Here is a 22,976-nt window from a genome sequence, read left to right as displayed (position 1 = left end):
TTAGCAAATTATCACATTAGCATATTAGATTATGATATTCGTAAGCGAAAAAGCAAAAGAGAAAGTAGATAAACTGATGGAAGAATCTTCCCAAACCGCCGACGCGGGTTATTTCCTGCGCGTATCGGTAGTTGGGGGCGGTTGTTCTGGTCTTAGCTATAAAATGGATTTTGATAACCAATCAAAACCCGGTGACCAGGTATTTGAAGACAAAGGCCTGAAAGTGGTTACCGATATGAAGAGCTTCCTCTACCTGTTCAATACCACCCTCGAATTTTCGGAAGGGTTGAATGGTAAAGGCTTTTACTTCAACAACCCCAATGCCAGCCGCACCTGCGCCTGCGGCGAAAGCTTCTCTGTATAGGTTCTATTGAAATAACAGCACCTCAACATATTGGCCCCCGATTAAGTCGGGGGCTTTTTCGTGTCTGCTCCCTGCCGGTTTCTCCCATTTTCCCTGGTTGCTACCTTCCTATTTCGGAGGTAATCCGTAGATGTTCCGTACCTATAAAGGAACGAGACATGTACGGCTTATATACGAGATATGTACGGGTTATGTATGGGATATTGGTGGTACCGGCTGGGAGTTGATAGTTGACGGGTTGATGTTGACAGGGGATTAAATTGGGGCATTGAGGTAAGAAGCAGGAGGTTGATAGGGTTGACAGAGTTGATAAAGGTTAACCAGTTGACGAGTTGACCAGGAAAAAGGTTGAATAATTATCGCGAGGCTCAATTGCCGATTGCCCCTTTAGGGGGTAGGGGCTAAAATAAAAATCCCCCGTTTTGCAGGGGGACTTTTTATGCAGTAGGTTTCGGCTATTTTATGATTGAACAGAAATAGACAGTAACCGGATGTATCTATTTTTCATTGGATGGTTAAAAACAACTCACGCAATATAATAAAATTGCTGAATCGCGCGTCATAGGGCGGCATCTTTTATTTGCATATACTTATAATCACTTATTTTCGCCACATGTGGTCGGTTTGTAAAAAAGAGTTCCGGCAGTTTTTCAGTAGCCTTACAGGCTATATTGCCATCGTTGTATTCTTATTATTGAATGGGTTATTCCTGTTTGTATTTCCCGATACCAATATCCTTGATTTTGGGTTTGCCACCCTTGACAAATTTTTTGAACTGGCTCCCTGGATATTGTTATTGCTGATACCAGCGATTACCATGCGCAGTTTTGCCGATGAGTTCAAAGGCGGCACCTTTGAAATATTGCAAACCAAGCCGCTTAGCCGCTGGCAACTGGTTTCAGGAAAATATTTCGGCGCGCTGGGCGTAGTAATAATCGCATTAATCCCCACCATAATATATCCCATCAGTGTACAGCAGCTGGCTGCCACCGGCGGTGGTATAGATATGGGCGGAACCATTGGTTCATACATCGGTTTGGTTTTACTGGCCGGCGTATTTGTAGCCATCGGTATAGCCTGTAGTAGTTTTACGAATAATGCGGTGGTGGCCTTTATTGCAGGCGCCTTCCTTTGTTTTGTGCTGTACAGCGGGTTCAATGCCATCAGCCGCATACCGGCATTACAGGCAGGGGCCGATTATTACGTTGAAATGCTGGGCATCGACTTTCATTACCGCAGCGTAAGCAGGGGCGTGGTCGACAGCCGCGACCTCATTTATTTTCTCAGCATCATTCTGTTCTTTTTGATCTTTACCAATCGCAATTTGTTGAAACGATAATCCGGAAATACACCATGAACAAAATACTGGCTTCAAAAGGATGGTGGTTGTTTTTGCTGATCGTACTGCTGGGTATCAATTACCTGGCATCAGTAGTGCATACCCGCGTTGACCTTACTCAGGAAAAAAGATATACCCTTTCGACCGCTACCAAAAAGCTGGTTAAAGGCTTACACGATAAAGTTTCCATTACCGTTCTGCTCACTGGCGATATGCCGGCCGGGTTCAAAAAACTCTCCAACAGCACCAAGGAAATGTTGCAGGAGTTTAAAGAACTGGGCGGCAGCAATATTCAATTCAAATTTGAAAAGGCCGGGGAGGGCATGAGCGATGCGGACAAACAGAAATTTCAGGCGCATTTAGATACGCTTGGCCTTAAACCTACTAACATTCAGGTAAAAGCGAAGGCTGGCGAGGCGCAGGAAGAACGCCTGGTATACCCCGGCGCCCTCGTTCAATACAGAGACCGCGAAGTAGCTATTGACCTGCTGCAGGGTCAGGATATGCGGGGTGGGGTACAATCGCTGAACAATGCCGAGGCGTTACTGGAATATAAACTGGCCCGCTCTATTCAAAAAATCACCACCGATACCGTACCGGCCATTGGTTACCTGCTTGGTAATGGCGAACTGTTTAATGAGAATGTAAAAGATCTTATAGATGGTACTTTGCGTGAAGAATACCGGTTTGGGTTTCTGCCAATCGACAGCGTTCCGGTTATTCCCCCTGTTTTTGATGCGCTGGTGATTGTAAAACCAACTATCCCATTCAACAATAAACAAAAACTGAAGATCGATCAGTACATCATGCATGGCGGTAAGGTAATATGGCTCATAGACAGGTTATATGCCGAAATGGACAGCCTTATGCGCTCACACAGCGATTTTGTAGCCTTCGACCGCAACCTGAACCTCGATGACCAGTTGTTTAAATACGGCGTGCGTATCAATGGCGACCTGGTGCAGGACCTTCAATGCGATAAAATACCACTGGTAGTGGGCAGTTATGGCAATCAGCCGCAAATGCAACTGGTAGCCTGGCCTTACTTCCCCACCTTATCCTGCTACTCGGGCCATCCCATTGCCAAGAATCTCGATAATGTGTTAAGCATCTTCCCCAATTCCATCGATACCATAAAGAATAACATCAAAAAAACGGTGTTGCTGGCAACTTCAGAAAGTTCCCGCATCATCAGCACCCCGGCCATTGTAACCCTGAACAGTGTTAAAACGGAAGACGATCTGAAAACCTTTAACCAATCGTTCATTCCGATTGCGGTGTTGCTGGAAGGAAGATTCACTTCCCTTTATACCAACCGTCTCTCAACCGGTGAACTGGATACCCTGGCAGGCATGTATAAACAGCCATTCAGAGCCGCCACGGAAAAAGAAAGTAAAATGATAGTGGTGAGCGATGCCGACATTGTAGCCAATGTAGTAACACAGAATGAGGGGCCGCTGCCTATGGGTTATAACCAGTTTACCCATAATCAGTACGCCAATAAAGATTTTTTCCTCAACTGCGTACAATACCTTACCGATTCATCAGGAATACTCGAAACCCGGGGAAAAGACTTTGCCCTTCGCTTGCTGGACACTAAAAAAACAGAAGAAGACCGCATGCAATGGCAGTTGATGAATATTGCCGTTCCGGTTATTTTGGTATTGCTGTTTGGTGCTGTATATCAGGCCGTAAGAAAGAGAAAATACCAGGTAAAAGCCTAAAGCCCAAAGGCGAAAGTGCCAACTGAATTAGCTTTAGGCTTCAGGCTTTGAGCTTTTGGCCTATTGTTGGTAACTGATGGATGTTGTGATTCACTGAATCCTGTAAGTGAGAACGGCTATCCGGTAACTAAGACCTATCTTTGCCACCATTTAATTTAGACATGACCACTGATCAGATCACGATTATAGCATTTGGCAGTTTATTGGTACTGGCATTGGCGTTTGACCTGGGATTACTAAGTAAAAAGGGTTCTCATATTACAATTAAAAAAGCATTGTGGCAGACTACCTTCTGGGTATCGCTGGCATTGGTTTTTTTTGGTTTTCTCTGGTATGAGAACGGTCATGAAACAGCAATTAAATACCTGAGCGCTTATTTAATGGAGTGGTCGCTGAGTATAGATAATATCTTTGTGTTCATTCTCATCTTTGGCTTTTTTAAAGTAAAGGAGAAATTCTATGCCCGGGTACTGCTCATTGGTATCCTGATGGCCATCCTCTTCAGAATTATCTTTATTGCAATAGGCATAGGATTGGTACAACAATTCCAATGGATCCTGTACATCTTCGGCGCTATCCTGGTATACACGGGCATCACCATGTTCCGCACCAATCACGAGGAAGAAGCCGGTGACCTGGAGAAAAACCGGGTGTATAAGTTACTGCAGCGTGCGTTGCCTTTAACCCCCAGTGATGGTGATGGAAAGTGGAAAATAACGGTGAACGGCAAAAAATTCTACACAAGTTTATTTGTGGTGGTAATTATGCTGGCTACCACCGACATTGTTTTTGCACTGGACTCCATTCCGGCAGTGTTTGCCATTGCACCAAAAGATCCGCTGGTAATATATACCTCCAACATATTTGCCGTACTTGGTTTACGTTCCCTTTTCTTTTTGTTGAAAGGCGCTGCCAATAAATTCGGCAATTTGCAACAGGGTATTGCCATTGTACTCGTATTTATAGGGGTGAAGATGCTGATAGAATATTTTCATATCGAGATCCCGGTGTATGTTTCCCTGCTGGTGATCGTTGTCTGCATCGCCGCCTCTATGGTATATTCTGTAGCCGTAAGCAATCGTACCCAGGAAAACAAGGATAACGATGCCGGTGCAGACCGGGAAATTCACTGATCAAATTAACCGGGTGAAATACTTTATTGACAATATTGCTTCCATCATCAAAGGGAAGTGGCTTGTTCAGCACGATAATTCGTTGATTGAACAACTGCTCATCGACAGCCGTAAACTCATCTTCCCACAAACCTCCCTGTTCTTTGCCCTGAAAGGGCCGCGCCGCGACGGGCATTCCTTTATTTACCAGTTGTATGAAAAGGGTGTTCGCAATTTTGTGGTGAGCGAAATCGTAGACCTTAGCAAACTGGCTGAGGCCAACATTGTACTGGTTGACGATCCTTTGCGCGCGCTGCAAAACCTGGTGGCCTGGCACCGCAAACAATTCAGCCTGCCGGTAATAGGCATTACCGGTAGTAATGGAAAAACCATTGTAAAGGAATGGCTGAACCAGTTGCTCGATGACCGGTTCACCATTATTCGCAGTCCCAAAAGTTACAACTCACAAATAGGCGTGCCTTTAAGCGTTTGGCCGTTGAACGAGACACACGAACTGGCCATTTTTGAAGCTGGTATTTCGCAACCCGGTGAAATGGAACAACTGCAAAAGATCATTCAACCCACCATTGGCATTTTTACCAATGTGGGCGAGGCGCACAGTGAGGGGTTTGTAAATGTGCGGCAGAAGGTAAATGAAAAGCTGCAATTGTTCAGGCATGTACAAACACTTATTTATTGCCAGGACGATCCTGAAATAAACAGCGGGGTAGCCGCCTTATGGCAACAAATACCCAACAACAAACGCTTTGAGATCTTTAGCTGGAGCATGATGAGCGAAGCCATGCTGCACATTCGGCAGGTTTATAAAGAAGATAACACCACCACTATTACGGCTACTTACCAGCAACAGGAGATCAGCATTGTGATTCCCTTTACCGATAATGCATCGGTGGAGAACGCCATTCAGTGCTGGTGCGTATTGTTGCACCTGCAGGTACCGCAGGAAGAAATAACCAGGCAAATGCAGCAGCTGGGGCCGGTGGCCATGCGGCTGGAGCTGAAAAAAGGATTGAACAACTGCTCCATCATCAACGATAGTTACAGTTCGGACCTCAGCTCGTTTACCATTGCCCTTGATTTTTTAAGTCAGCAGCAACAGCATGGGAGGCGAACCGTAATACTTTCGGATATTTTACAAAGCGGCCGGTCAGAAAAAGACCTGTATGCCGAGGTGGCCCGTTTGCTGCAACAGCGGCAGGTAAACCGCCTTATTGGAATAGGGGAGCGCATTACCCATCACCAGCAGATCTTTCAATCGGCTGGTATTCCCGACCTGGCGTTTTATTCGTCGGTAGACGCTTTTATAAAAGAGCTGCATCATATTCCCTTTAAGGATGAAGTTATTCTGTTAAAGGGCGCCCGCATTTTTGAACTGGAACAGGTTGACCGCCTGCTGCAACAGAAGGTGCACCAAACGGTGCTGGAGATCGATCTCACTGCCGTAGCCCATAACCTGAAGCAGTTTCAGCAACGCTTACAACCGGCTACGCGAATTATGGCCATGGTGAAAGCTTTTTCGTATGGCAGCGGCAGTTATGAAATAGCCAATGCTTTACAGTTTCATCGTGTAGATTACCTGGCGGTGGCCTATGCCGATGAGGGCGTGGAGTTGCGCAAGGCCGGCATCAATTTGCCCATCATGGTCATGAACCCCGAGGAGTCGACCTTTGATGTGCTGGTGCAATACAACCTGGAGCCCGATCTGTATGCACCCGGCATTTTATCTTTATTTGAAGATTTTGTTAAAAAACAGGGCATTCAGCAGTTCCCTGTACATATAGAATTGGAAACGGGAATGAACCGGTTGGGCTTTTCCATGACGGAATTACCGCTGGTAATAAATTCACTGCGCACGCCGTTGTTTAAAGTGCAGTCGGTATTTACGCACCTGGCGTCGAGCGAAGACCCGCAACAGGATGCGTATACCAACCGGCAGGGTGAATTGTACCTGCAAATGGTGCAGCAGTTACAGTCGGTTCTTTCATACCCCTTTATAAAACATGTGGTGAATACGGCCGGTATTATTCGTCATCCGCAATGGCATCTTGACATGGTGCGGTTGGGCATAGGCCTGTATGGCGGTGATAGTTTTGGGGAAGGCGGGCTCGATCTGCGGGAGGTTTCTACCCTGAAATCTACCATTGCACAGATCAAGGAGCTGAAGGAAGGAGAAACGGTGAGCTATGGCCGTAAAGGCGTGGTAACCAGGGATACACGTATTGCCACGGTACGCATCGGATATGCAGACGGGTATCCGCGCAAGCTGGGGAACGGGGCTGGTAAAATGTTTATCAATGGTCACCTGGCGCCGGTTATCGGCACGGTATGCATGGATATGACCATGATTGATATTACTGATATTTCCCATGTTCAGGAGGGGGACGAGGTGATAATTTTTGGCACCGATTTGCCCGTGAAACAAGTAGCTCATTGGGCGCAAACCATTCCATATGAACTGCTTGCCACCGTTTCGCAACGGGTGAAAAGAGTGTATTTCGAGGAATAGTTCACAAGTTCACAGTTCAGAGTTCACAGTCAGCGTTCAAGGTTCGGAACGGTTACCAAAGTCTAAAGTGCGCGCTTCCAGTTACATAGAATAAAGACCATTGGTCAGAAACCGGCACCGGTACAGATAACTGTGAACCCGGAACTAGGAACCCGAAACTAAGAAAACCTTATCTTTGGAAACTAAAAATTAGCATAGTGAAGATCAGAACAGTTGCCCTGGTAATACTGGGAATAATTATCGCCGATCAGGCTTTAAAAATATGGGTGAAGACCAGCATGACATATGGAGAACAGATTTTCCTGCTGGGCAGAACATTGCGATTGTATTTTATCGAAAATGAAGGTATGGCCTGGGGCTGGAAATTTGGTGGAGACTGGGGTAAAATTGCCCTTACCGTTTTTCGACTGATTGCCGTGATCTTTGGCGTGTATTACATCAAGAGTATTGTACAAAAGAAATACCATCGTGGATTTATCCTTTGCGTGGCCATGATCTTTGCCGGCGCCCTGGGTAACCTGATAGATAGTATGTTCTATGGAATGATCTTCTCTGGCAGTAATGATGGTTCAGGGTTGGCCCATATGTTCCCATCCGGTGGCGGCTATGCCGGTTTCCTGCATGGTAAAGTGGTTGACATGATCTATGCTCCCATCATCGACAACAAGGTATTACCCAGCTGGATCCCGTTCTGGGGTGGTGAACGTTTTACTTTCTTCTCGCCAATTTTTAACCTGGCCGATGCTTCTATCTCGGTTGGTGTTATTGCCATCCTGATCTTCCAGAAAAGATTTTTCAAAAAGAGCCCGTTAGAAGATGCGCCGGTTTCCATTCAAAGTGATGACCAGTTAAAGGATACGGTGAAGGTTTACAGCGGACAGTAAGAATATTGAATATCGAATTTTAAATATTGAATGTCGAAGTAGAAATGCTTCGGCATTTTTTTATGGGTGAAAGCTTAAAGCCAAAAGCCAATACAGTTTTCTGCTTTCAGCTTTAGGCTTTGAGCCCAAAACAAAAGGCCATCGAATAAACGACAGCCTTTTGCCTTATATGTAAGTTGAAAATAATTATATTTTCCCCACCATATCCTTCGGAACAACCCATTCGTCGAATTGCTCGGGGGTAACATAGCCCAGCTTCACGGCCATTTCTTTTAAGGTAGTACCTTCTTTGTGGGCTTTTTGCGCAATCTCTGCAGCTTTGTAATAACCGATTTTGGTATTCAGCGAAGTTACCAGCATCAGGGAGTTGTCAACGTGCTTTTTGATATTGGCTTCGATGGGTTCAACCCCAACAGCGCATTTATCGTTAAAGCTTACGCAACCATCACCAATAAGGCGGGCGCTGTGCAGGAAGTTGTAGATCATTACGGGTTTGAACACGTTCAGTTCAAAATGGCCATTGGCGCCGCCGATGCTGATAGCTACATCGTTACCCATTACCTGTGCAGCGATCATGGTCAATGCTTCGCACTGGGTGGGGTTTACTTTACCAGGCATGATAGAAGAACCTGGTTCGTTATCGGGGATAAACAGTTCGCCAATACCACTGCGGGGGCCTGAAGACAGCATACGAATGTCGTTGGCTATTTTCATAAGGCTAACCGCCACCGTTTTTAACGCGCCATGGGCTTCCACGATAGCATCGTGCGCAGCCAGGGCCTCGAATTTATTTTCAGCCGTAACAAATGGCAGCCCGGTTAAGGCCGCAATGTGTTTGGCTACATTTTCAGAATAATTAGGCGGGGTGTTGATACCGGTACCAACAGCGGTTCCACCCAATGCCAGCTCGCTCAGGTGCGCCAGGGTGTTTTTAATAGCGCGCAAACCATGATCGAGTTGTGATACATAACCACTGAACTCCTGGCCAACAGTAAGCGGAGTAGCATCCATAAAGTGCGTACGGCCGATCTTTACCACTTGCATGAACTGTTTGCTTTTTTCAGCCAGGGTGTTACGTAACTTTTCAATACCCGGAATGGTAACTTCTACCAGTATTTTATACGCCGCAATGTGCATGGCGGTGGGGAAGGTGTCGTTAGACGATTGTGATTTGTTTACATCGTCGTTGGGGTGCAGAAACTTTTCCTTATCGGTGAGTTTGCCGCCTTTGATAATATGTCCGCGGTAAGCAACCACCTCATTTACGTTCATGTTGCTTTGAGTGCCGGAACCGGTTTGCCAAACTACCAGTGGGAAATAGGCATCCAGTTTTCCTTCCAGAATTTCATCACAGGCCTGGCCGATAACCTCGCATTTATCTTTGGGTAGAACACCTGCTTCGAAATTGGTGATAGCGGCCGCTTTTTTCAGGTATGCAAATGCCTTAATGATCTCTTTAGGCATTTTATTAATATCCTGGGCAATTTTGAAGTTGTCAATACTGCGCTGCGTTTGGGCACCATACAGGGCATCGGCAGGAACCTGCACTTCGCCCATGGTATCTTTTTCTATCCGGAATTCCATATTGTAAAATTTGCCGCAAAAATACACGGTTTAGGGTAGAATGTGCAAGGTTTAAGGGGCTTTGCGTTTGGGAATGGTTTACAGTTTGTTAATGCGGCTGTTGCAGGTTAATGTTGCAGGTTTCAGGGACATAAGCCGGTGGCCTGTAACCTGAAACCTGGAACGTTATCTTATTATCAATTCGCTTCTTAATACGATATTCTCGTAAGGAACCTCCTGCCCGGCTACTTTTTTGTCGATAAGGCGGAACAGGAGCTCGGTGGCGCTCAAGCCCTGGTCGTAGGGGAATTGCTCTACCGAGGCCAGCGGGGGGTATTCCACGTACTGGGTAACCGGCACGTTGGCGTAGCTTACGAAACAGATGTCTTTGTTAATGGCCAGTTTTTTCTGCCGCGCGTATTGGATGGCGTCGAGGGTAACATAGTCGTTAAAGGAAAGAATGGCGGTAGGTCGCTTTTTAAGCTGTAGTAACGCATCTACAGCCTGCCTGGTGCCCTCAACCGTTAAATCGGTGCTTACGATCAAAGATTCATCTACAGGCAATTTGTGCTTTTTGTGGGCTTCCACGTAGCCATCCAGCCGTTCGTTCTTCATATTGAGGGTTGGCGGGCCCTGCAGATAGCCAATGCGTTTATGTCCGTTATTGATGAGCCATTCTACCGCTTCCACCGAGCTGTCGTACAGGTTACAGCTTACCGAATGAATGTCTTTGGCATCGGGCACCCGGTCAAAGAACACCACGGGGATATCGTAATTCTTCATTTGCTCAAAATGCTCAATGTGCGTAGTGCTGCTGGAAATAGAGGCCAGGATCCCATCAACCCGGTGGTTCTTCATGGTTTCCACCAGTTTTTGTTCACGGGCCAGATCGTCGTGGCTCTGGCCTATCAGTACAATGTAATTATGATCGAGCGCTACATCTTCAATGCCATTGATGGCGGCAGAAAAAAATTCTTCCCGCAGGTTGGGCAGTACCAATCCGATGGTGAATGTTTTCCGCTGTTTGAAGAAGATAGCGGTTTGATTGGGTTCGTAGTTTAGTTCAGCAGCCAGTTTTTTCACGGCCATTTTTGTACGCAGGCCAATACTGGGGTGATCGTGCAACGCACGGGAAACAGTAGAAGCAGATATGTTCAACCGGCGGGCAATCTCTTTTATTGTAGGGAGTTTCTTTTCCATGCTGCTGAAAGATATATAATGTGAATGGAAAATATATAAGCAAACGTTTGCGGAAAATGCAAGCTGTAAGCCTTAAGCTATAAGCTGTAAGCAATACAAGGCTGTAGTGGCTTATGGCTTATAGCTTACAGCTTATGGCTCTATTTGCGGAAAATGCAAGCTGTAAGCCTTAAGCTATAAGCTGTAAGCAATACAGGGCTGTAGTGGCTTATGGCTTATAGCTTACAGCTTATGGCTCTATTTGCGGAAAATGCAAGCTGTAAGCCTTAAGCTATAAGCTGTAAGCAATACAGGGCTGTAGTGGCTTATGGCTTATAGCTTACAGCTTATGGCTCTATTTGCCCTGGAAATCAGGTTTACGCTTCTCCAAAAACGCGCTGGTTCCTTCAACCATATCTTCCGTGGCAAAACATTCGCCAAAGAGTTTTACTTCTTCTGCAAAGCCATCTTTGGTATGATCGAAAACCGCATTGGCTGCTTTTATACAACGGCCAACGGCCAGGGGTGCTTTGGTGTTTACCAGCTCTAATATTGATTTGGCTTTATTCAGCAGTTCTTCCTGCGGTACTACATAATTTACCAGTCCGTATTGATGAGCTGTAACCGCATCGAGCATATTGCCGGTAATCATAAATTCAATGGCTCTTCCTTTGCCAATGAGTTGTGTTAACCGTTGGGTGCCACCATAACCAGGTATTAAACCCAGGTTTACTTCGGGCTGACCAAATTTCGCATTGTCGGCCGCTATTCTGAAATGACAGGCCATAGCCAGTTCGCAACCACCACCAAGGGCAAAACCATTTACTGCGGCAATGATGGGTTTGGGTGAGTCTTCAATTTTTTTAAAGATGTGCTGGCCTTTTTGTGCAAGGGCCATTCCTTCGCTGTGTTTCAATCCCTGGAATTCGCTGATATCGGCGCCGGCTACAAATGCTTTGGCCCCGGCTCCAATAATGATGGCAGACTTTATAACTGAGTTATTATAAATTTCATCAACGGCTGTATTTAATTCATCGAGCACGGTTTTATTCAGTGCATTCAGTTTATCGGGCCGGTTGATGGTAATGAGCAGGATGGCATTTTCAATCGATGTAGTTATGGCAGAATACATGTTACAGGTTTTAATGTATACAATACTATCAGTTGTAAATCTAAACTTAATGAGGCGTTTTAACGTATTTTTGAACACTTAAATGTTGCTTGCATGACTCAAAAAGTGAATCGCCCGTTACGGGTACTGGTTGCCAAAGTTGGGCTCGATGGGCACGACCGGGGCGCCAAGGTAATTGCCACAGCCCTGCGCGATGCAGGGATGGAGGTGATTTATACCGGCCTCAGGCAAACGCCTGAAATGGTAGTGAATGCCGCGTTGCAGGAAGATGTGGATGCTATTGGGATCAGCATCCTGTCTGGCGCACACATGACCGTTTTTCCCAAAGTGGTGGCCCTGATGAAAGAAAAAGGAATGGATGATGTACTGCTTACCGGCGGTGGCATTATTCCCGAAGAAGATATGCTGGAGTTAAATGCCATGGGCGTAGGGAAGTTGTTTGCACCAGGGACGCCGACTGTGGAGATAGCTAGTTATATAGGGGAGTGGGTGGCTACGCATAGGAGCTTTTGATACTAATGCTGCAGGGTAAAAGCCTAAAGGTGAAAGTCTAAAGCGAGTAAAGAGGCGCTATTTGAAGTTTAATACCGTTTGTTGAAATTTGGTAATCATTTTTTGTTCTTCTATTAAGGCAGTTTTTAACTCTTGCAGTAATTGCTGATTTCCTTTTTTAAGTTGTTCGGCTATAATTACCTGGGTTTCTAATTCATATGTAGAGCCCAGGGCTATTTCTAAAAAGCGGGAGTAATCTTTTTCACTTTTCCTACTGCATCCCTCTGCAATATTAGAAGCAATCGATACTCCCGCTCTGTTCATCTGTTGAACAATAGCATATTTATCTTCATTTGGAAACGTTGCAGTAACACGGTAGGTTTTAATGGCTATTCGAATGCCATTTTGCCAAATCTTTAGTTCCCTAAAGTTTCTCATTGAAGCGTAGGTTTAATGATTAGTAACAGTAGCTGTATTTGCTTTAGGCTTTTAACTTTCGCCTTTAGGCTTGCAGCTTTAAACCAATTTACTACAATAACTCCAGCACTTTCTTAATTCTACCAATAGTCTCTTCCTTACCAATAATAGCCGCTATATCAAACACCCCCGGACCAAACTTGCCTCCTACGAGCATTATACGTAAAGGCAACAATACCTCCCCTGCTTTTATTTGTTTGGCGGTGGCCAGTTCTTTAAACCCGTGTTCCAGGTCGGCGCCATTCCAGTTGGTTTGTTGCTGCAGATAATTGATAACATCGCCAAAGAAAGTTTGCTTGGCTTCGTTCCACTTGGGTTTTATGGCATCAACATCCCAATGCTTCGGTGTTTGGAAAAAAAAGCCTGCCTGCCCGGTAAAATCAGTAAGCAAGGTGCAGCGTTCTTTTACCAGGGTAATTACTTTTTCCAGTTGGGTATCGTCGATGTTCGACATGTCATTCTCGCCAAGAATTCTTCTTACATCAGCTTTCAGGCTGCCTGCATCTGCCTTCTTGATCCATTCATGGTTGAACCATTTCGCTTTTTCAAAATCGAACTTGGCGCCGCCTTTATGCACGCGATCGATAGAGAACTTTTGAACCAGTTCATCGAGCGTGAATATTTCCTGGTCGGTACCATCGTTCCAGCCCAGCATGGCCAGCATATTGATAAAGGCTTCGGGCAAAAAGCCCATTTCACGAAAGCCCTTTGTTAACTCCGTTGTGCCATCTTCTTTTTTGGTGGTCCAGTTCATGGCAAATACGGGGAAGCCCAGTCTGTCGCCATCGCGTTTACTCAGTTTACCATTGCCATCGGGTTTCAGGATCAATGGCAGGTGCGCCCATTGAGGCATGTCTGCTTCCCAGCCCAGGTACTTCCATAATAAGATATGTACAGGTGCGCTGGGCAGCCATTCTTCCCCTCTGAAGGCATGGGTTATTTTCATGAGGTAATCGTCTACCACCACCGCCAGGTGATAGGTAGGCATACCATCGGCTTTTAATAATACTTTATCATCCACCAGCCCGGTATGAAAGCTTACTTCACCTCTGATCATATCGGTAAAGGACACCGTTTCATTTTCCGGCATGCGAATGCGGATCACGTGAGGAACGCCATCTGCCAGCAACCGCTGGGTTTCTTCAAATGTGAGCGAGCAGGAGTTGCGCATATCCTGCCGTACTTTATGATCGTATTGAGGAGAAGGATTTTCGGCTGTTTTAAACCGTTCGCGCATCGACTCCAGTTCCTCTGGCCGGTCGAAGGCATAGTAGGCTTTCCCTTCCTGCACTAAAAATTCAGCATATTGCCGGTACAGGCTTTTGCGCTCGCTTTGGCGATAAGGCGCAAATGGACCTCCTTCTTGCGGACTTTCATCAGGGTTTAGTCCGCACCATTTTAAACACTCATAAATATATTCTTCAGCACCCGGCACATAGCGGCTTTGGTCGGTATCTTCAATACGCAACACAAAATCGCCCCCATGCTGGCGGGCAAACAGATAATTATATAGAACCGTTCTTACCCCGCCTAAATGAAGGCCGCCTGTTGGACTGGGCGCGAATCGTACCCTTACTTTTTTTGACATAGGGGGCAAAGATAGGTTGAGTTGTTGAAAAGTTGACGGGTTGACGAGTTAACAAGTTGACAAGGGATTAAAGTGAAGCTTTTGAGGTAAGAAGTAAAAGGGTGATAGGGTTGATAAAGTTGACAGGGGTGATAAAGGGGAATGCAGAATACTGGTAAAAGCCTAAAGGTTAAAGGCTAAAGCCTAAAGCCAAAACCCGGAAGTTTATTTGCTTTCTGCTTGCAGCTTGTGGCTTGCAGCTTGCAGCCTTTCCTTGTATCTTTATCGTATGTTAAAAAAGTTGATCCTTCCCCTTTTCCTATTCATATATAAAATACTTCCGGCCCAGTTAACCTATCAGAATCTGTATGTGGATTATGACAGCGCCGTAACGTACAAAAATTTAAAGGTCATTCCCATCAGGCCGAAGGGTTTTGGTGGATTAGGCATGCCGACGCCCGATGTGGTTTCTTTGAGCCAGGCCATTGCCAGTGGAACGGCCATAGTTACGGAACGCGGTTCCGCTGCCACAGAAAATGTGCATTGGTTACGAATTAATAATAATGGTCCCAAACCGATCTATATAAGCTCAGGGGAAATTATTCTCGGTGGCCGGCAGGACAGGATGGTGGCCAAGGATACCGTATTACCGCCTTCGCCCAAAGACCAATACATCTCCGTAATGTGTGTGGAAGAAGGCCGGTGGAGCGATAAAGAAAAAAAGTTTGCTTATAACAACTATGCCGATCCTGCCCTGCGAAAAGTGCTGGGGCAAACAAATAACCAGGTGCTGGTATGGAAGGAAGTGTTTGCGCAACTGGAGCGCAGTAAAACCAAAGCCCCTTCACTCGCCTACCTGGCCCGGCGTAACGATAAAAAATATACACCCGAACAGGATGCTTATTTACGTTACTTCAGGGAAAAACTCAGCAGAAGCGATAGTTCTATCATTGGTTTTGTGTGTATGAGCGGCGATAAGGTAATTGGAACAGATATATACGCAGGTAATAATTTATTTTATGGCGAGCTGCTGCCGCTGTTACACGGATATATTGAAGAAGCAATTTCGTTTGGCAGTACGCCAACCGTCGGCAATGAGAAAATAAAAGAATACCTGGACCCTATACTTGCCAATGAAAGTTCGCAGGAAGCATATCTTAAAAAAAATGGCAAGGTGTATAAGTACAAGGAGAAAGTGGTGCACATTACCGGTTACGCACAGTAATTTCAATTATTTTTGTTGCAGAGGAAAGGACTAGCATGTTTTATTTTGTAAAAACTCCCTGGTGGCTGAAAAAGCTTTATCCGAGTTGTGTTTGGGACATACCCGTCAAAGAAAAAATTTTGTATCTCACTTTTGACGATGGCCCTCACCCGGAAGTAACTCCCTTTGTACTTGATCAACTAAAACAATACCATGCAAAGGCTACCTTTTTTTGCATAGGTAAGAACGTTGCCGCACACCCGGAGATCTATAGACGGGTGCTGGATGAAGGGCATCGTACCGGTAACCATACCAATAATCATTTGAATGGCTGGAAGGTTACTGATGAATTGTATCTTCAAAATATTCTGGCTGCAGGAAAATATATCGACTCCAACCTGTTTCGACCTCCATACGGAAGGATCACCCGCTTTCAGGTAAAGCTGTTAACGGGTATCCGTAACTCCCCTGTGAATAATAATTTCAGTATAATCATGTGGGATGTTCTCAGTGGTGACTTTGATGTTGCCTTAACCGGAGAAACCTGTTCGGTAAATGTAATTAAGCAGGCCCAACCCGGTTCAGTAGTCGTATTTCACGACAGTGAGAAAGCCTTCCCCCGGTTAAAAGAAGCACTACCAAAAACGTTGCAATATTTTAGTGAAAAGGGATACCGTTTTGAAGCCATAGGGCTGTAAAAAATGGGATAAATGCTGGTGGGAAAACCAGGACTTTGCGTCAGTATGTCCTTAAAAAAAGTTGGGCCTGGGTAGACACCCTGGCCCGTTTTTAATCCGTACCCTATGAAAACTGAATTAAAGGTATAAACTTTTTTGATTAATGCAAAGTAATTTCGTGGATCGAGCCATTTACCGTGAAAGAACCCTTATTATCGCAGATCCCGGAACCATAATCCAGCTCTGCCACTGCGTCATTTCCTTTACTCAAACTGATGATTCCTTTCGCAATCCACGGACAGGAAAATCTTTTCGTGAGGGGGGCTGTAATGGCGGTTGACCACTGAAAATACTTTCCGTTCAATTGAACCGATCCGCCGGCGTTGCCGGTTATGTTGTATGCATCATCAGCACCAATAAGGGGAGTTGACCCGCCTTCTACCTGCGTTACCGTTTTTTCGCTGCTCCACTGAATGTAATTGCCGTTCGATTGACTCAGTTTAGCATTGATAACCTGCGTAGTATAGCTTTTTTGCGTGAGTGTTCCCGTATTGGAAAGCTTATGTGTACCTTCTACTTTAATATTATCGAGATAGTAGTTGTCGAAAACAGTGGTGGCAGAATTGCCCGAAATAACCAGGCTGCCGGTATAAACAACCGTGATCTTACCCGCACGGGTTCTGCCATCTTTAGCCGTACAGCCGCTGCCAAAGTCGACGGTTATTTGTAATGGGAAGCGCGTAGCGCTGCTTAATTGCTTGACAGCCACCGTGTAACAAGGTGTTGAATCAACGCCTTCCAGTCTTCCGCTGCTTACATCCATGCGGCCAAAAACACCGGTGCCGCCAATACCAACCTCAGGGCTTACGCCCATCACATTATTAAATACATCATCAAACACCTCTTCGGCGGTAGCGTCGGACTCTGAAGCAGCCATTGCAAATTCTTCTTTGCCGGTAGTACCGGATTCATCGTCTTGTTTTTTACAGGCCGACAAAAAAAGCCCGGTCACCAAAACAGTTGTCAATATAGTTTTCATACGATAACCCATTGCGGTCTATGACGAAGGTGGGTAGAAATAGTTTAAGAGAATCATAAATTTTTTTGGGAATTTTGCGGCCGATATGAATCTTCAATTAATTGATACTCACACCCATTTATACGGGAACGAGTTTACGAAAGATATTAAGGCGGTTATTGAGCGGGCTGAAAATGAGGGCGTTCAGCGGTTTTACCTGCCGGCTATTGACAGTGAGACCCACGATGCCATGATACAACTGGAGGCTGATTTTGCCGGTAAATGCTTTGCCATGATGGGGCTGCATCCCTGTTCGGTAAAAGAAGATTACAAGCAGGAACTGGCCCTGATTGAGGACTGGCTTGGCAAACGGGCTTTTAAAGCAGTTGGGGAAATTGGGCTGGATTATTATTGGGATAAGACCTTTGTGGATGCGCAGCACGAGGCTTTTCACCAGCAAATAGAGTGGGCATTACACTACCAGGTACCGATTGTGATCCATTCCCGGGATTCGATGGCTGATAGTATTCGCATAGTTCAGGAGCACCAAAAAGGCAGTCTGGAGGGCATTTTCCACTGCTTTACCGGCACCCTGGAAGAGGCTCAACAAATCATTGATCTGGGTTTTTACCTGGGAATTGGCGGGGTGGTAACCTACAAAAATACCCACTTACGTGAAGTGGTAAAAGCGGTTTCTTTAGACAAAATTGTGCTGGAAACCGATGCGCCATACCTGACGCCGGTACCTTTCAGGGGAAAAAGGAACGAAAGCAGTTACCTGAAATATGTGGTGGAGAAGATTGCGGAGGTAAAAGAAATCCCGATTCAGGAGGCTGCAGCCATTACTACAGAAAATGCAAAAAAAATATTCGGGGACTAAGATTGAAACTGTATTTTTGCTGCCCTTTAAAAAACGGAAGTCAAAAAAGATTAATCTGGTTTTAATGGAAAATAACTAAAAAGGAGACTTGTCCGAGTGGTTGAAGGAGCACGCCTGGAAAGTGTGTATACGGGAAACCGTATCGAGGGTTCGAATCCCTCAGTCTCCGCAAAAGCAAAAAATGTCCCCCGACTTGCCGGGGGATTTTTTATTTCGGAGCGTTCGCCGAGCTTGCCCGGGTGAATGCGCAGAAATAAAAAATAAAGGCACGCTGTGCCGGGCGTTTTTTACTTTTAGCATCCCCCTCCACGGGATCGCTGGAGCGCAGGCAATCCCATGGACTTCACAGGTAAGCACGCACGTAGCCAACGCCCTTCAGTAAAAACTACTACTAATGTTAAATAAAAACATCCTGGCACTCCAGTGCCAGAAATAAAAGGTAATTTTAACCGTTCTCCCTTTAAAAACCGGAATATGTCAAAAGTCGTCTTCAATAACAAGAATGCAGTTTTCTTTCAGTCATTGAAAATGGCTACAGACAAATATTTTCAGGAAAATGAGTTAAAGAAAACCGGTACCTGGGGATTGTATTCAAAAACCCTCATTCTGATTGGCGCTGCTATTACATTATACGTTCTGTTAATTTCTTTCTCTCTGCCGGTAGTCGCCACCATTTTAATGGCCGGGATGTTGGGGTTTATATCTGCCTGCATTGGTTTTAATGTGATGCATGATGCCAACCATGGCAGTTATTCTTCTAAAAACTGGGTGAATAATACGTTGGGATTAACTTTAAATGCCTTAGGCGGCAATAGTTTTATCTGGCGGCATAAACATAATATTATTCATCATACTTACCCGAATGTAGATGGCCTCGATGATGACATTGCCAAAACGCCATTTATCAGAATGTGCAGCTCGCAACAATGGGTTCCCATGCACCGGGTGCAGCATTTATATACGCCTTTGTTGTATGCCATCAGTTCCATGATCTGGATCCTGTTCCAGGACTTTGAAAAATATTTCAAACGAAAAATACATAATACAGAGCTGCAGAAAATGAAAACATCTGACCATGTTGTTTTCTGGATCAGCAAACTGCTATATCTGTTTTTTTACATTGCATTACCAATTTACCTTACCGGATGGCAACAGTGGCTGGCGTTTTTTATAAGCCTGCATATTGGGTCGGGTTTCACCCTGGCCATTGTATTTCAACTGGCGCATGTGGTAGAGGAAACGGAGTTCACTTTTGCGCCCGTAAACGAAATAACGCATATTGAAAACGAATGGGCCATTCATCAGTTAAAGACCACTTCCAACTTTTCGCCTAATAATAAAATAATCACCTGGTTTGCCGGTGGGTTGAATTACCAGGTAGAGCATCATCTGTTTCCACGCATTAGTCATATCCATTACCCCGCATTGAGTAAGATTGTAAAAAGTAAATGTGAAGAGTTTAACGTTCCATACAATTGCATTCCGTCGCTCAATGGCGCGGTACAATCACACTTCCGGTTTATAAAATCACTGGGAAAGAAACCAGTTATGCACGCAGCCATTTAACCATATGTGGATAAGGGAGTTGATTTGACTTTCTGGCTTTTTTGTCATTGAAAGTCATGCCGATGTTTTCTAGCATGTCAAGTCCAATATAATTTTTATCACGGCAGCCGTCTGTTATAAAGTCACGGCCTCCGCGATAGCCCTCTTCATGAAAAACAAAAAACGGATCGATTGATAAATATATGCAGGCCGCATAGGACCAGGCTATGGCCATGATCTCTTCTCCTTCCCGGTTTCTTCTTTTGACAATATCTTTTTCTGATAAACCCAGCCGCTCAAAAGCCGGTACAATGGCAATATGGCCGGCTTCATGCAAAATATCACCCGGATGCTCTAGTGCATCTTTATCAATGATGATCGTTCCCTTATTAATCAGAAGGCCTGGTAAGAAACTCTTATTGCCAATTTTTCTAAAGGAAGTTTCAATTCCAACGACGTTGTTTAAAAAATCGATGCATTGTTCAAATAAAGCCATCTCAGCGGGCCCGTTTTCCTTCATGCGTGGTATTAAAGGTGCAAACGGTGAATATACTATTATTTCGCCGGGTGGCTTTCTGAATGTTTTTTACGCCGGCGCAATGCAAAATACCATGCACAGGGGATAAATAAAAGCAGGGCAAACCAATATTGCCGCTTGTTGGCGCGAACGGCAGGCACGCTTATTTTTTGCAAATGACCACTGTAAATAAACCCGGCCCAGTAATAAGGCAATTGCATGGTGGCATTTTCTTTTTCCTCTAGCAGCCATTGTTGTTTAGCCGTATGCAAGGCAATTGCCGGATCTGCCTGTTGAGGCAATTGCTCATAAAAGCATTGCATTAATGCAATGGCGGTTTTATCGTTTACATTCCACAGACTGGAGATCACGCCGCCGGCGCCGGCAGCTGTAAAACCCCTGCTGATGCTGTTGAGCCCTTCCCCGGCAAGCGGAGCCCCATCGGCTGTTTTGCAGGCGCTGAGCACTATCAATGCAGGGGAAAAATGTTTGTACCGCAGATCGAATAAATAAAATGGTTTATCGTACAACTGCAGGTAAGGGAATGAGTCGGACGCGGATGAGACGGCATGAGTGCTGATGTGCAGAATGCCGGTTGAATCACTGATGGTATTGAATGCGTTCCAGGTGGCGGCGGTATTGGTATAATACTGTCCGGTTATTTTTTTACTGAGCGCCTCATGTTCGGCCTCAATGTCAAGGGCAACCTGTTGGGCATTTTTGCCTTTTGAAACAAAAAAGCCAGTGAATGTGGTGGAAGGATATTGAGTAGTTTGTTGCTGAAACCAGGTAACTAATGAATATGCCTGTGATAACGTAGCCTGTTTGTATAAATAAGGCCACTGGCTGAAATCATTTTGATAAGCTGCGTTGGTAAGCAGGGCGTCAAAGGGCAGGTAATTAAAGGCGCCATCTGGCACCAGGATGTAACGCCGGTCTTTGTTCCAGGTTTGGTTTTTGAAAACAGCGTGATACAGCTTGTAACAGTCGTTATAAAAATCCTGCGGTTGGTTCATCATGGCGGTTGGCCCATTGGTAAACCAATGATGGATAAAGGCAGGGATGTTTGGGTGGGCACTGTCAATTACCTGTATAGATTGAATGCCTTTACTGGTTAATTCCAGGATAAAACTGCTGTCGGCGCCCGCTATCAGTTCCAGTACGGTAACCCGGGCAGGCAAATGCTGAATAATGTTGTTCAGCGTTTGTTCGGTCAATGCAGGATTGTTGATACTGTGTTGCTGCATATTCTTATTCAATAAGGAAAGATCGTATACTGCCTGTTGTAATAAATTGGTGACATATTTTTTGTCTTTAGCCTGTAACAATTCATGCTGGTAATAAACGATGGCCTGTTGCAAATGCTTTGTTTGCTTTAATAACGAGTCGTTGGCGGGCAAGGCGCCCGGCATAGCCAGCCGTGACTGGCGTTCATCCATCAATACCTGTGCCCGCGACAACTCGGTGATGAGCAGTAGTTGTTGCAGGTACTGCCTGTTGTTGGTAGTTTTCCATTGGTTGTAGGCGAGTTTGATGGCAGCTTCCACCCGTAAGCGATTGTCTGTTATTTCTTTCAGCTTTGATTCCGTGTAAAATAATTCCTTCCTGAGTTTGCCTGTAGCCCAAAATCCGCTTATATAATGTTGCAACGCTTGCTGCGGCTGGTGCAGTTGCGCCAGTGCCGAGGCTTTTCCAAAAAGTGCATCCGCCAGGGTGTTTTCGCTGTAGAGTTGTGCTGTTTCAGGAACGAGTTTATCATTGGCCTGTTGCCAGCCAGGCAGTAATATTTGTAAAGCCTGGTGATAATACCTGAGCGCTTGTTTACTGTTACCTGTTTTTAGGGTTATATCACCCAACAATACCTGTAGTTTGGCTTTTTCCCGTTGCCTGGTTAACGGGAAATGATCCTGTAATAATTGTGCTGCCTGTTTTGCATAGGTCATGGCCTGGCTATAATGTTGCATTTGCATCGCAATGCTGGCGGCTGTTTGTAAAGCGCCTGCATGCCAGTATAGTGCAGGTGCTTCCTGTTGATGCTGCTGCAGTTTTTTTAAAGCCAGTCGGCAAATGATTTCGGCAGAGTCGTAGCGTTGTTGCGCCAGTAAAATGTTGGCCCGGGTGCTGAGCAGTAATCCATACAAAGCTGTTTGGGGTGATGCAAAGCGAAGTCCTTCCTGGCAATAAGTGGTAGCGGCTGGCAGGTCGTCCTGCGAATGGGCGCAGATGGCCATATTGCTGTAGGTGGAGGCGATCAGGTTGTTGTTGTTGACCTTGCGGGCCAGCGCCATTGTTTTATGATGAATGAACAGGGCCGTATTGTAATCGGATAAACGGGTATAATTATTCCCCAGGGGTTTTAATACCGTTTCAATGATATTGGCGTCTGGCAACGGGTAAGATTCATAAAACGCCAGTGCGGCTTCATAAGCGTTTATAGAAGCTATAATGTTTCCTGTTTGCAATTGATAATAACCCTGTACCGATAACAGATCGAACCAGGCCAGCCGCTCATAATATGTTTTATAGGTACGCCAGGCCTCCTGTTGTGAATGCATGAGGAAACCAATACGGGCGGGCGGATCTTTCTCTACATACATCATACGCTCATAGATCCAGTATTCCAGGTCGTCTTTTTGACGAAGGTTGTTGAGTTTTTTAACCAGGTGGGGTGGAAGGGAAGTACTATCGGGCGATGCCTGCGCCACGCCGGCAGCAATGAGGGTATAAAAGAAAATATAACAAACTACCTTGTGCAGGCAGCGATCCATCAGATTT

Annotated in this window: 19 protein-coding genes and 1 tRNA gene; 12 read left to right on the top strand and 8 right to left on the bottom strand. The window is 45.4% G+C overall.

All coding sequences use genetic code 11. The features are described 5' to 3' along the window. Nucleotides 1-31: 31 nt before the first annotated feature. The 6 genes from NIAKO_RS27750 to NIAKO_RS27725 all read left to right on the top strand — a co-directional run bounded on the left by NIAKO_RS27750 (nucleotide 32) and on the right by NIAKO_RS27725 (nucleotide 7,950). Nucleotides 32-364 carry a HesB/IscA family protein gene (locus NIAKO_RS27750; RefSeq protein WP_014221778.1) on the top strand — a complete coding sequence of 111 codons (333 nt, stop codon included), beginning with the start codon at nucleotides 32-34 and terminating at the stop codon, nucleotides 362-364. Between the two features lie 613 nt (nucleotides 365-977). After that, the gene (gldF, locus tag NIAKO_RS27745) at nucleotides 978-1,703 is read left to right on the top strand and encodes a gliding motility-associated ABC transporter permease subunit GldF (protein WP_014221777.1); all 726 of its coding nucleotides are present in this window, start codon (nucleotides 978-980) and stop codon (nucleotides 1,701-1,703) included. A gap of 14 nt (nucleotides 1,704-1,717) precedes the next feature. Next, a complete protein-coding gene (gldG, locus tag NIAKO_RS27740; protein ID WP_014221776.1) occupies nucleotides 1,718-3,427 on the top strand; it encodes a gliding motility-associated ABC transporter substrate-binding protein GldG in 1,710 nt (569 codons plus the stop codon). A 161-nt stretch (nucleotides 3,428-3,588) separates the two neighbouring features. Continuing rightward, nucleotides 3,589-4,560 (top strand): TerC/Alx family metal homeostasis membrane protein, encoded by a 972-nt coding sequence (locus NIAKO_RS27735; protein ID WP_014221775.1) that lies wholly within the window; start codon nucleotides 3,589-3,591, stop codon nucleotides 4,558-4,560. A gap of 13 nt (nucleotides 4,561-4,573) precedes the next feature. Next, on the top strand, nucleotides 4,574-7,066 hold the full coding sequence (locus NIAKO_RS27730; protein ID WP_242675477.1) for a bifunctional UDP-N-acetylmuramoyl-tripeptide:D-alanyl-D-alanine ligase/alanine racemase: 2,493 nt from the start codon (nucleotides 4,574-4,576) through the stop codon (nucleotides 7,064-7,066). 197 nt (nucleotides 7,067-7,263) lie between these two features. Next, nucleotides 7,264-7,950 carry a lipoprotein signal peptidase gene (locus tag NIAKO_RS27725; protein WP_014221773.1) on the top strand — a complete coding sequence of 229 codons (687 nt, stop codon included), beginning with the start codon at nucleotides 7,264-7,266 and terminating at the stop codon, nucleotides 7,948-7,950. A gap of 186 nt (nucleotides 7,951-8,136) precedes the next feature. On the opposite strand, the gene fumC is transcribed toward NIAKO_RS27725, so the two are convergent. The 3 genes from fumC to NIAKO_RS27710 all read right to left on the bottom strand — a co-directional run bounded on the left by fumC (nucleotide 8,137) and on the right by NIAKO_RS27710 (nucleotide 11,824). After that, entirely contained in the window at nucleotides 8,137-9,534 is a 1,398-nt protein-coding gene (gene fumC / locus NIAKO_RS27720; protein ID WP_014221772.1) for a class II fumarate hydratase, read from the bottom strand. 165 nt (nucleotides 9,535-9,699) lie between these two features. Then, a complete protein-coding gene (locus NIAKO_RS27715) occupies nucleotides 9,700-10,713 on the bottom strand; it encodes a LacI family DNA-binding transcriptional regulator (RefSeq protein ID WP_014221771.1) in 1,014 nt (337 codons plus the stop codon). Between the two features lie 334 nt (nucleotides 10,714-11,047). Further along, on the bottom strand, nucleotides 11,048-11,824 hold the full coding sequence (locus NIAKO_RS27710) for an enoyl-CoA hydratase/isomerase family protein (RefSeq protein WP_014221770.1): 777 nt from the start codon (nucleotides 11,822-11,824) through the stop codon (nucleotides 11,048-11,050). A gap of 93 nt (nucleotides 11,825-11,917) precedes the next feature. Here NIAKO_RS27710 and NIAKO_RS27705 point away from each other — a divergent pair, with 93 nt between their 5' ends. Beyond that, nucleotides 11,918-12,337 (top strand): cobalamin B12-binding domain-containing protein, encoded by a 420-nt coding sequence (locus NIAKO_RS27705; RefSeq protein WP_014221769.1) that lies wholly within the window; start codon nucleotides 11,918-11,920, stop codon nucleotides 12,335-12,337. A gap of 57 nt (nucleotides 12,338-12,394) precedes the next feature. Here the strand turns inward: NIAKO_RS27705 and NIAKO_RS27700 are convergent, their stop codons facing one another. After that, entirely contained in the window at nucleotides 12,395-12,754 is a 360-nt protein-coding gene (locus NIAKO_RS27700) for a four helix bundle protein (RefSeq protein ID WP_014221768.1), read from the bottom strand. A 91-nt stretch (nucleotides 12,755-12,845) separates the two neighbouring features. Beyond that, entirely contained in the window at nucleotides 12,846-14,381 is a 1,536-nt protein-coding gene (gene gltX, locus NIAKO_RS27695) for a glutamate--tRNA ligase (protein ID WP_014221767.1), read from the bottom strand. Between the two features lie 268 nt (nucleotides 14,382-14,649). Here gltX and NIAKO_RS27690 point away from each other — a divergent pair, with 268 nt between their 5' ends. Further along, on the top strand, nucleotides 14,650-15,585 hold the full coding sequence (locus tag NIAKO_RS27690; protein ID WP_014221766.1) for an ARPP-1 family domain-containing protein: 936 nt from the start codon (nucleotides 14,650-14,652) through the stop codon (nucleotides 15,583-15,585). Nucleotides 15,586-15,620: 35 nt separating this feature from the next. Next, nucleotides 15,621-16,262 carry a polysaccharide deacetylase family protein gene (locus NIAKO_RS27685; RefSeq protein WP_014221765.1) on the top strand — a complete coding sequence of 214 codons (642 nt, stop codon included), beginning with the start codon at nucleotides 15,621-15,623 and terminating at the stop codon, nucleotides 16,260-16,262. 139 nt (nucleotides 16,263-16,401) lie between these two features. Here NIAKO_RS27685 and NIAKO_RS27680 read toward each other — a convergent pair whose 3' ends face one another. Next, nucleotides 16,402-17,280, bottom strand: a complete 879-nt coding sequence (locus NIAKO_RS27680; protein ID WP_133055307.1) for a hypothetical protein — start codon at nucleotides 17,278-17,280, stop codon at nucleotides 16,402-16,404. Between the two features lie 85 nt (nucleotides 17,281-17,365). On the opposite strand from NIAKO_RS27680, the gene NIAKO_RS27675 reads away from it, so the two are divergent. The 3 genes from NIAKO_RS27675 (at nucleotide 17,366) to NIAKO_RS27665 (ending at nucleotide 19,705) form a co-directional block, all read left to right on the top strand. Continuing rightward, complete coding sequence (locus tag NIAKO_RS27675; protein WP_014221763.1) at nucleotides 17,366-18,139, top strand: TatD family hydrolase; 774 nt, start codon at nucleotides 17,366-17,368, stop codon at nucleotides 18,137-18,139. 82 nt (nucleotides 18,140-18,221) lie between these two features. Continuing rightward, nucleotides 18,222-18,308: transfer RNA gene (locus NIAKO_RS27670), tRNA-Ser, on the top strand. A 305-nt stretch (nucleotides 18,309-18,613) separates the two neighbouring features. Continuing rightward, nucleotides 18,614-19,705, top strand: a complete 1,092-nt coding sequence (locus NIAKO_RS27665; protein WP_014221762.1) for a fatty acid desaturase family protein — start codon at nucleotides 18,614-18,616, stop codon at nucleotides 19,703-19,705. Here NIAKO_RS27665 and NIAKO_RS27660 read toward each other — a convergent pair. Both NIAKO_RS27660 and NIAKO_RS27655 read right to left on the bottom strand, forming a co-directional pair. Next, a complete protein-coding gene (locus NIAKO_RS27660) occupies nucleotides 19,686-20,204 on the bottom strand; it encodes a hypothetical protein (RefSeq protein ID WP_014221761.1) in 519 nt (172 codons plus the stop codon). The genes NIAKO_RS27665 and NIAKO_RS27660 overlap by 20 nt on opposite strands. Before the next feature lie 35 nt (nucleotides 20,205-20,239). Then, on the bottom strand, nucleotides 20,240-22,969 hold the full coding sequence (locus tag NIAKO_RS27655; RefSeq protein ID WP_014221760.1) for a CHAT domain-containing protein: 2,730 nt from the start codon (nucleotides 22,967-22,969) through the stop codon (nucleotides 20,240-20,242). Nucleotides 22,970-22,976: the final 7 nt, after the last annotated feature.

The sequence above is a fragment of the Niastella koreensis GR20-10 genome (assembly GCF_000246855.1).
Taxonomy (GTDB): Bacteria; Bacteroidota; Bacteroidia; order Chitinophagales; family Chitinophagaceae; genus Niastella; species Niastella koreensis.
The sequence above is the reverse complement of the archived record's forward strand: the minus strand, read 5'-3'. Positions and strand labels throughout refer to the sequence as shown.

Bases quoted from the DNA above. Each gene is read 5' to 3' on its own strand.
- NIAKO_RS27750 (WP_014221778.1), top strand. From the start codon at position 32: ATGATATTCGTAAGCGAAAAAGCAAAAGAGAAAGTAGATAAACTGATG.
- gldF (WP_014221777.1), top strand. From the start codon at position 978: ATGTGGTCGGTTTGTAAAAAAGAGTTCCGGCAGTTTTTCAGTAGCCTT.
- gldG (WP_014221776.1), top strand. From the start codon at position 1,718: ATGAACAAAATACTGGCTTCAAAAGGATGGTGGTTGTTTTTGCTGATC.
- NIAKO_RS27735 (WP_014221775.1), top strand. From the start codon at position 3,589: ATGACCACTGATCAGATCACGATTATAGCATTTGGCAGTTTATTGGTA.
- fumC (WP_014221772.1), bottom strand. From the start codon at position 9,534: ATGGAATTCCGGATAGAAAAAGATACCATGGGCGAAGTGCAGGTTCCT.
- NIAKO_RS27715 (WP_014221771.1), bottom strand. From the start codon at position 10,713: ATGGAAAAGAAACTCCCTACAATAAAAGAGATTGCCCGCCGGTTGAAC.
- NIAKO_RS27710 (WP_014221770.1), bottom strand. From the start codon at position 11,824: ATGTATTCTGCCATAACTACATCGATTGAAAATGCCATCCTGCTCATT.
- NIAKO_RS27705 (WP_014221769.1), top strand. From the start codon at position 11,918: ATGACTCAAAAAGTGAATCGCCCGTTACGGGTACTGGTTGCCAAAGTT.
- NIAKO_RS27700 (WP_014221768.1), bottom strand. From the start codon at position 12,754: ATGAGAAACTTTAGGGAACTAAAGATTTGGCAAAATGGCATTCGAATA.
- gltX (WP_014221767.1), bottom strand. From the start codon at position 14,381: ATGTCAAAAAAAGTAAGGGTACGATTCGCGCCCAGTCCAACAGGCGGC.
- NIAKO_RS27690 (WP_014221766.1), top strand. From the start codon at position 14,650: ATGTTAAAAAAGTTGATCCTTCCCCTTTTCCTATTCATATATAAAATA.
- NIAKO_RS27685 (WP_014221765.1), top strand. From the start codon at position 15,621: ATGTTTTATTTTGTAAAAACTCCCTGGTGGCTGAAAAAGCTTTATCCG.
- NIAKO_RS27680 (WP_133055307.1), bottom strand. From the start codon at position 17,280: ATGAAAACTATATTGACAACTGTTTTGGTGACCGGGCTTTTTTTGTCG.
- NIAKO_RS27675 (WP_014221763.1), top strand. From the start codon at position 17,366: ATGAATCTTCAATTAATTGATACTCACACCCATTTATACGGGAACGAG.
- NIAKO_RS27665 (WP_014221762.1), top strand. From the start codon at position 18,614: ATGTCAAAAGTCGTCTTCAATAACAAGAATGCAGTTTTCTTTCAGTCA.
- NIAKO_RS27660 (WP_014221761.1), bottom strand. From the start codon at position 20,204: ATGAAGGAAAACGGGCCCGCTGAGATGGCTTTATTTGAACAATGCATC.
- NIAKO_RS27655 (WP_014221760.1), bottom strand. From the start codon at position 22,969: ATGGATCGCTGCCTGCACAAGGTAGTTTGTTATATTTTCTTTTATACC.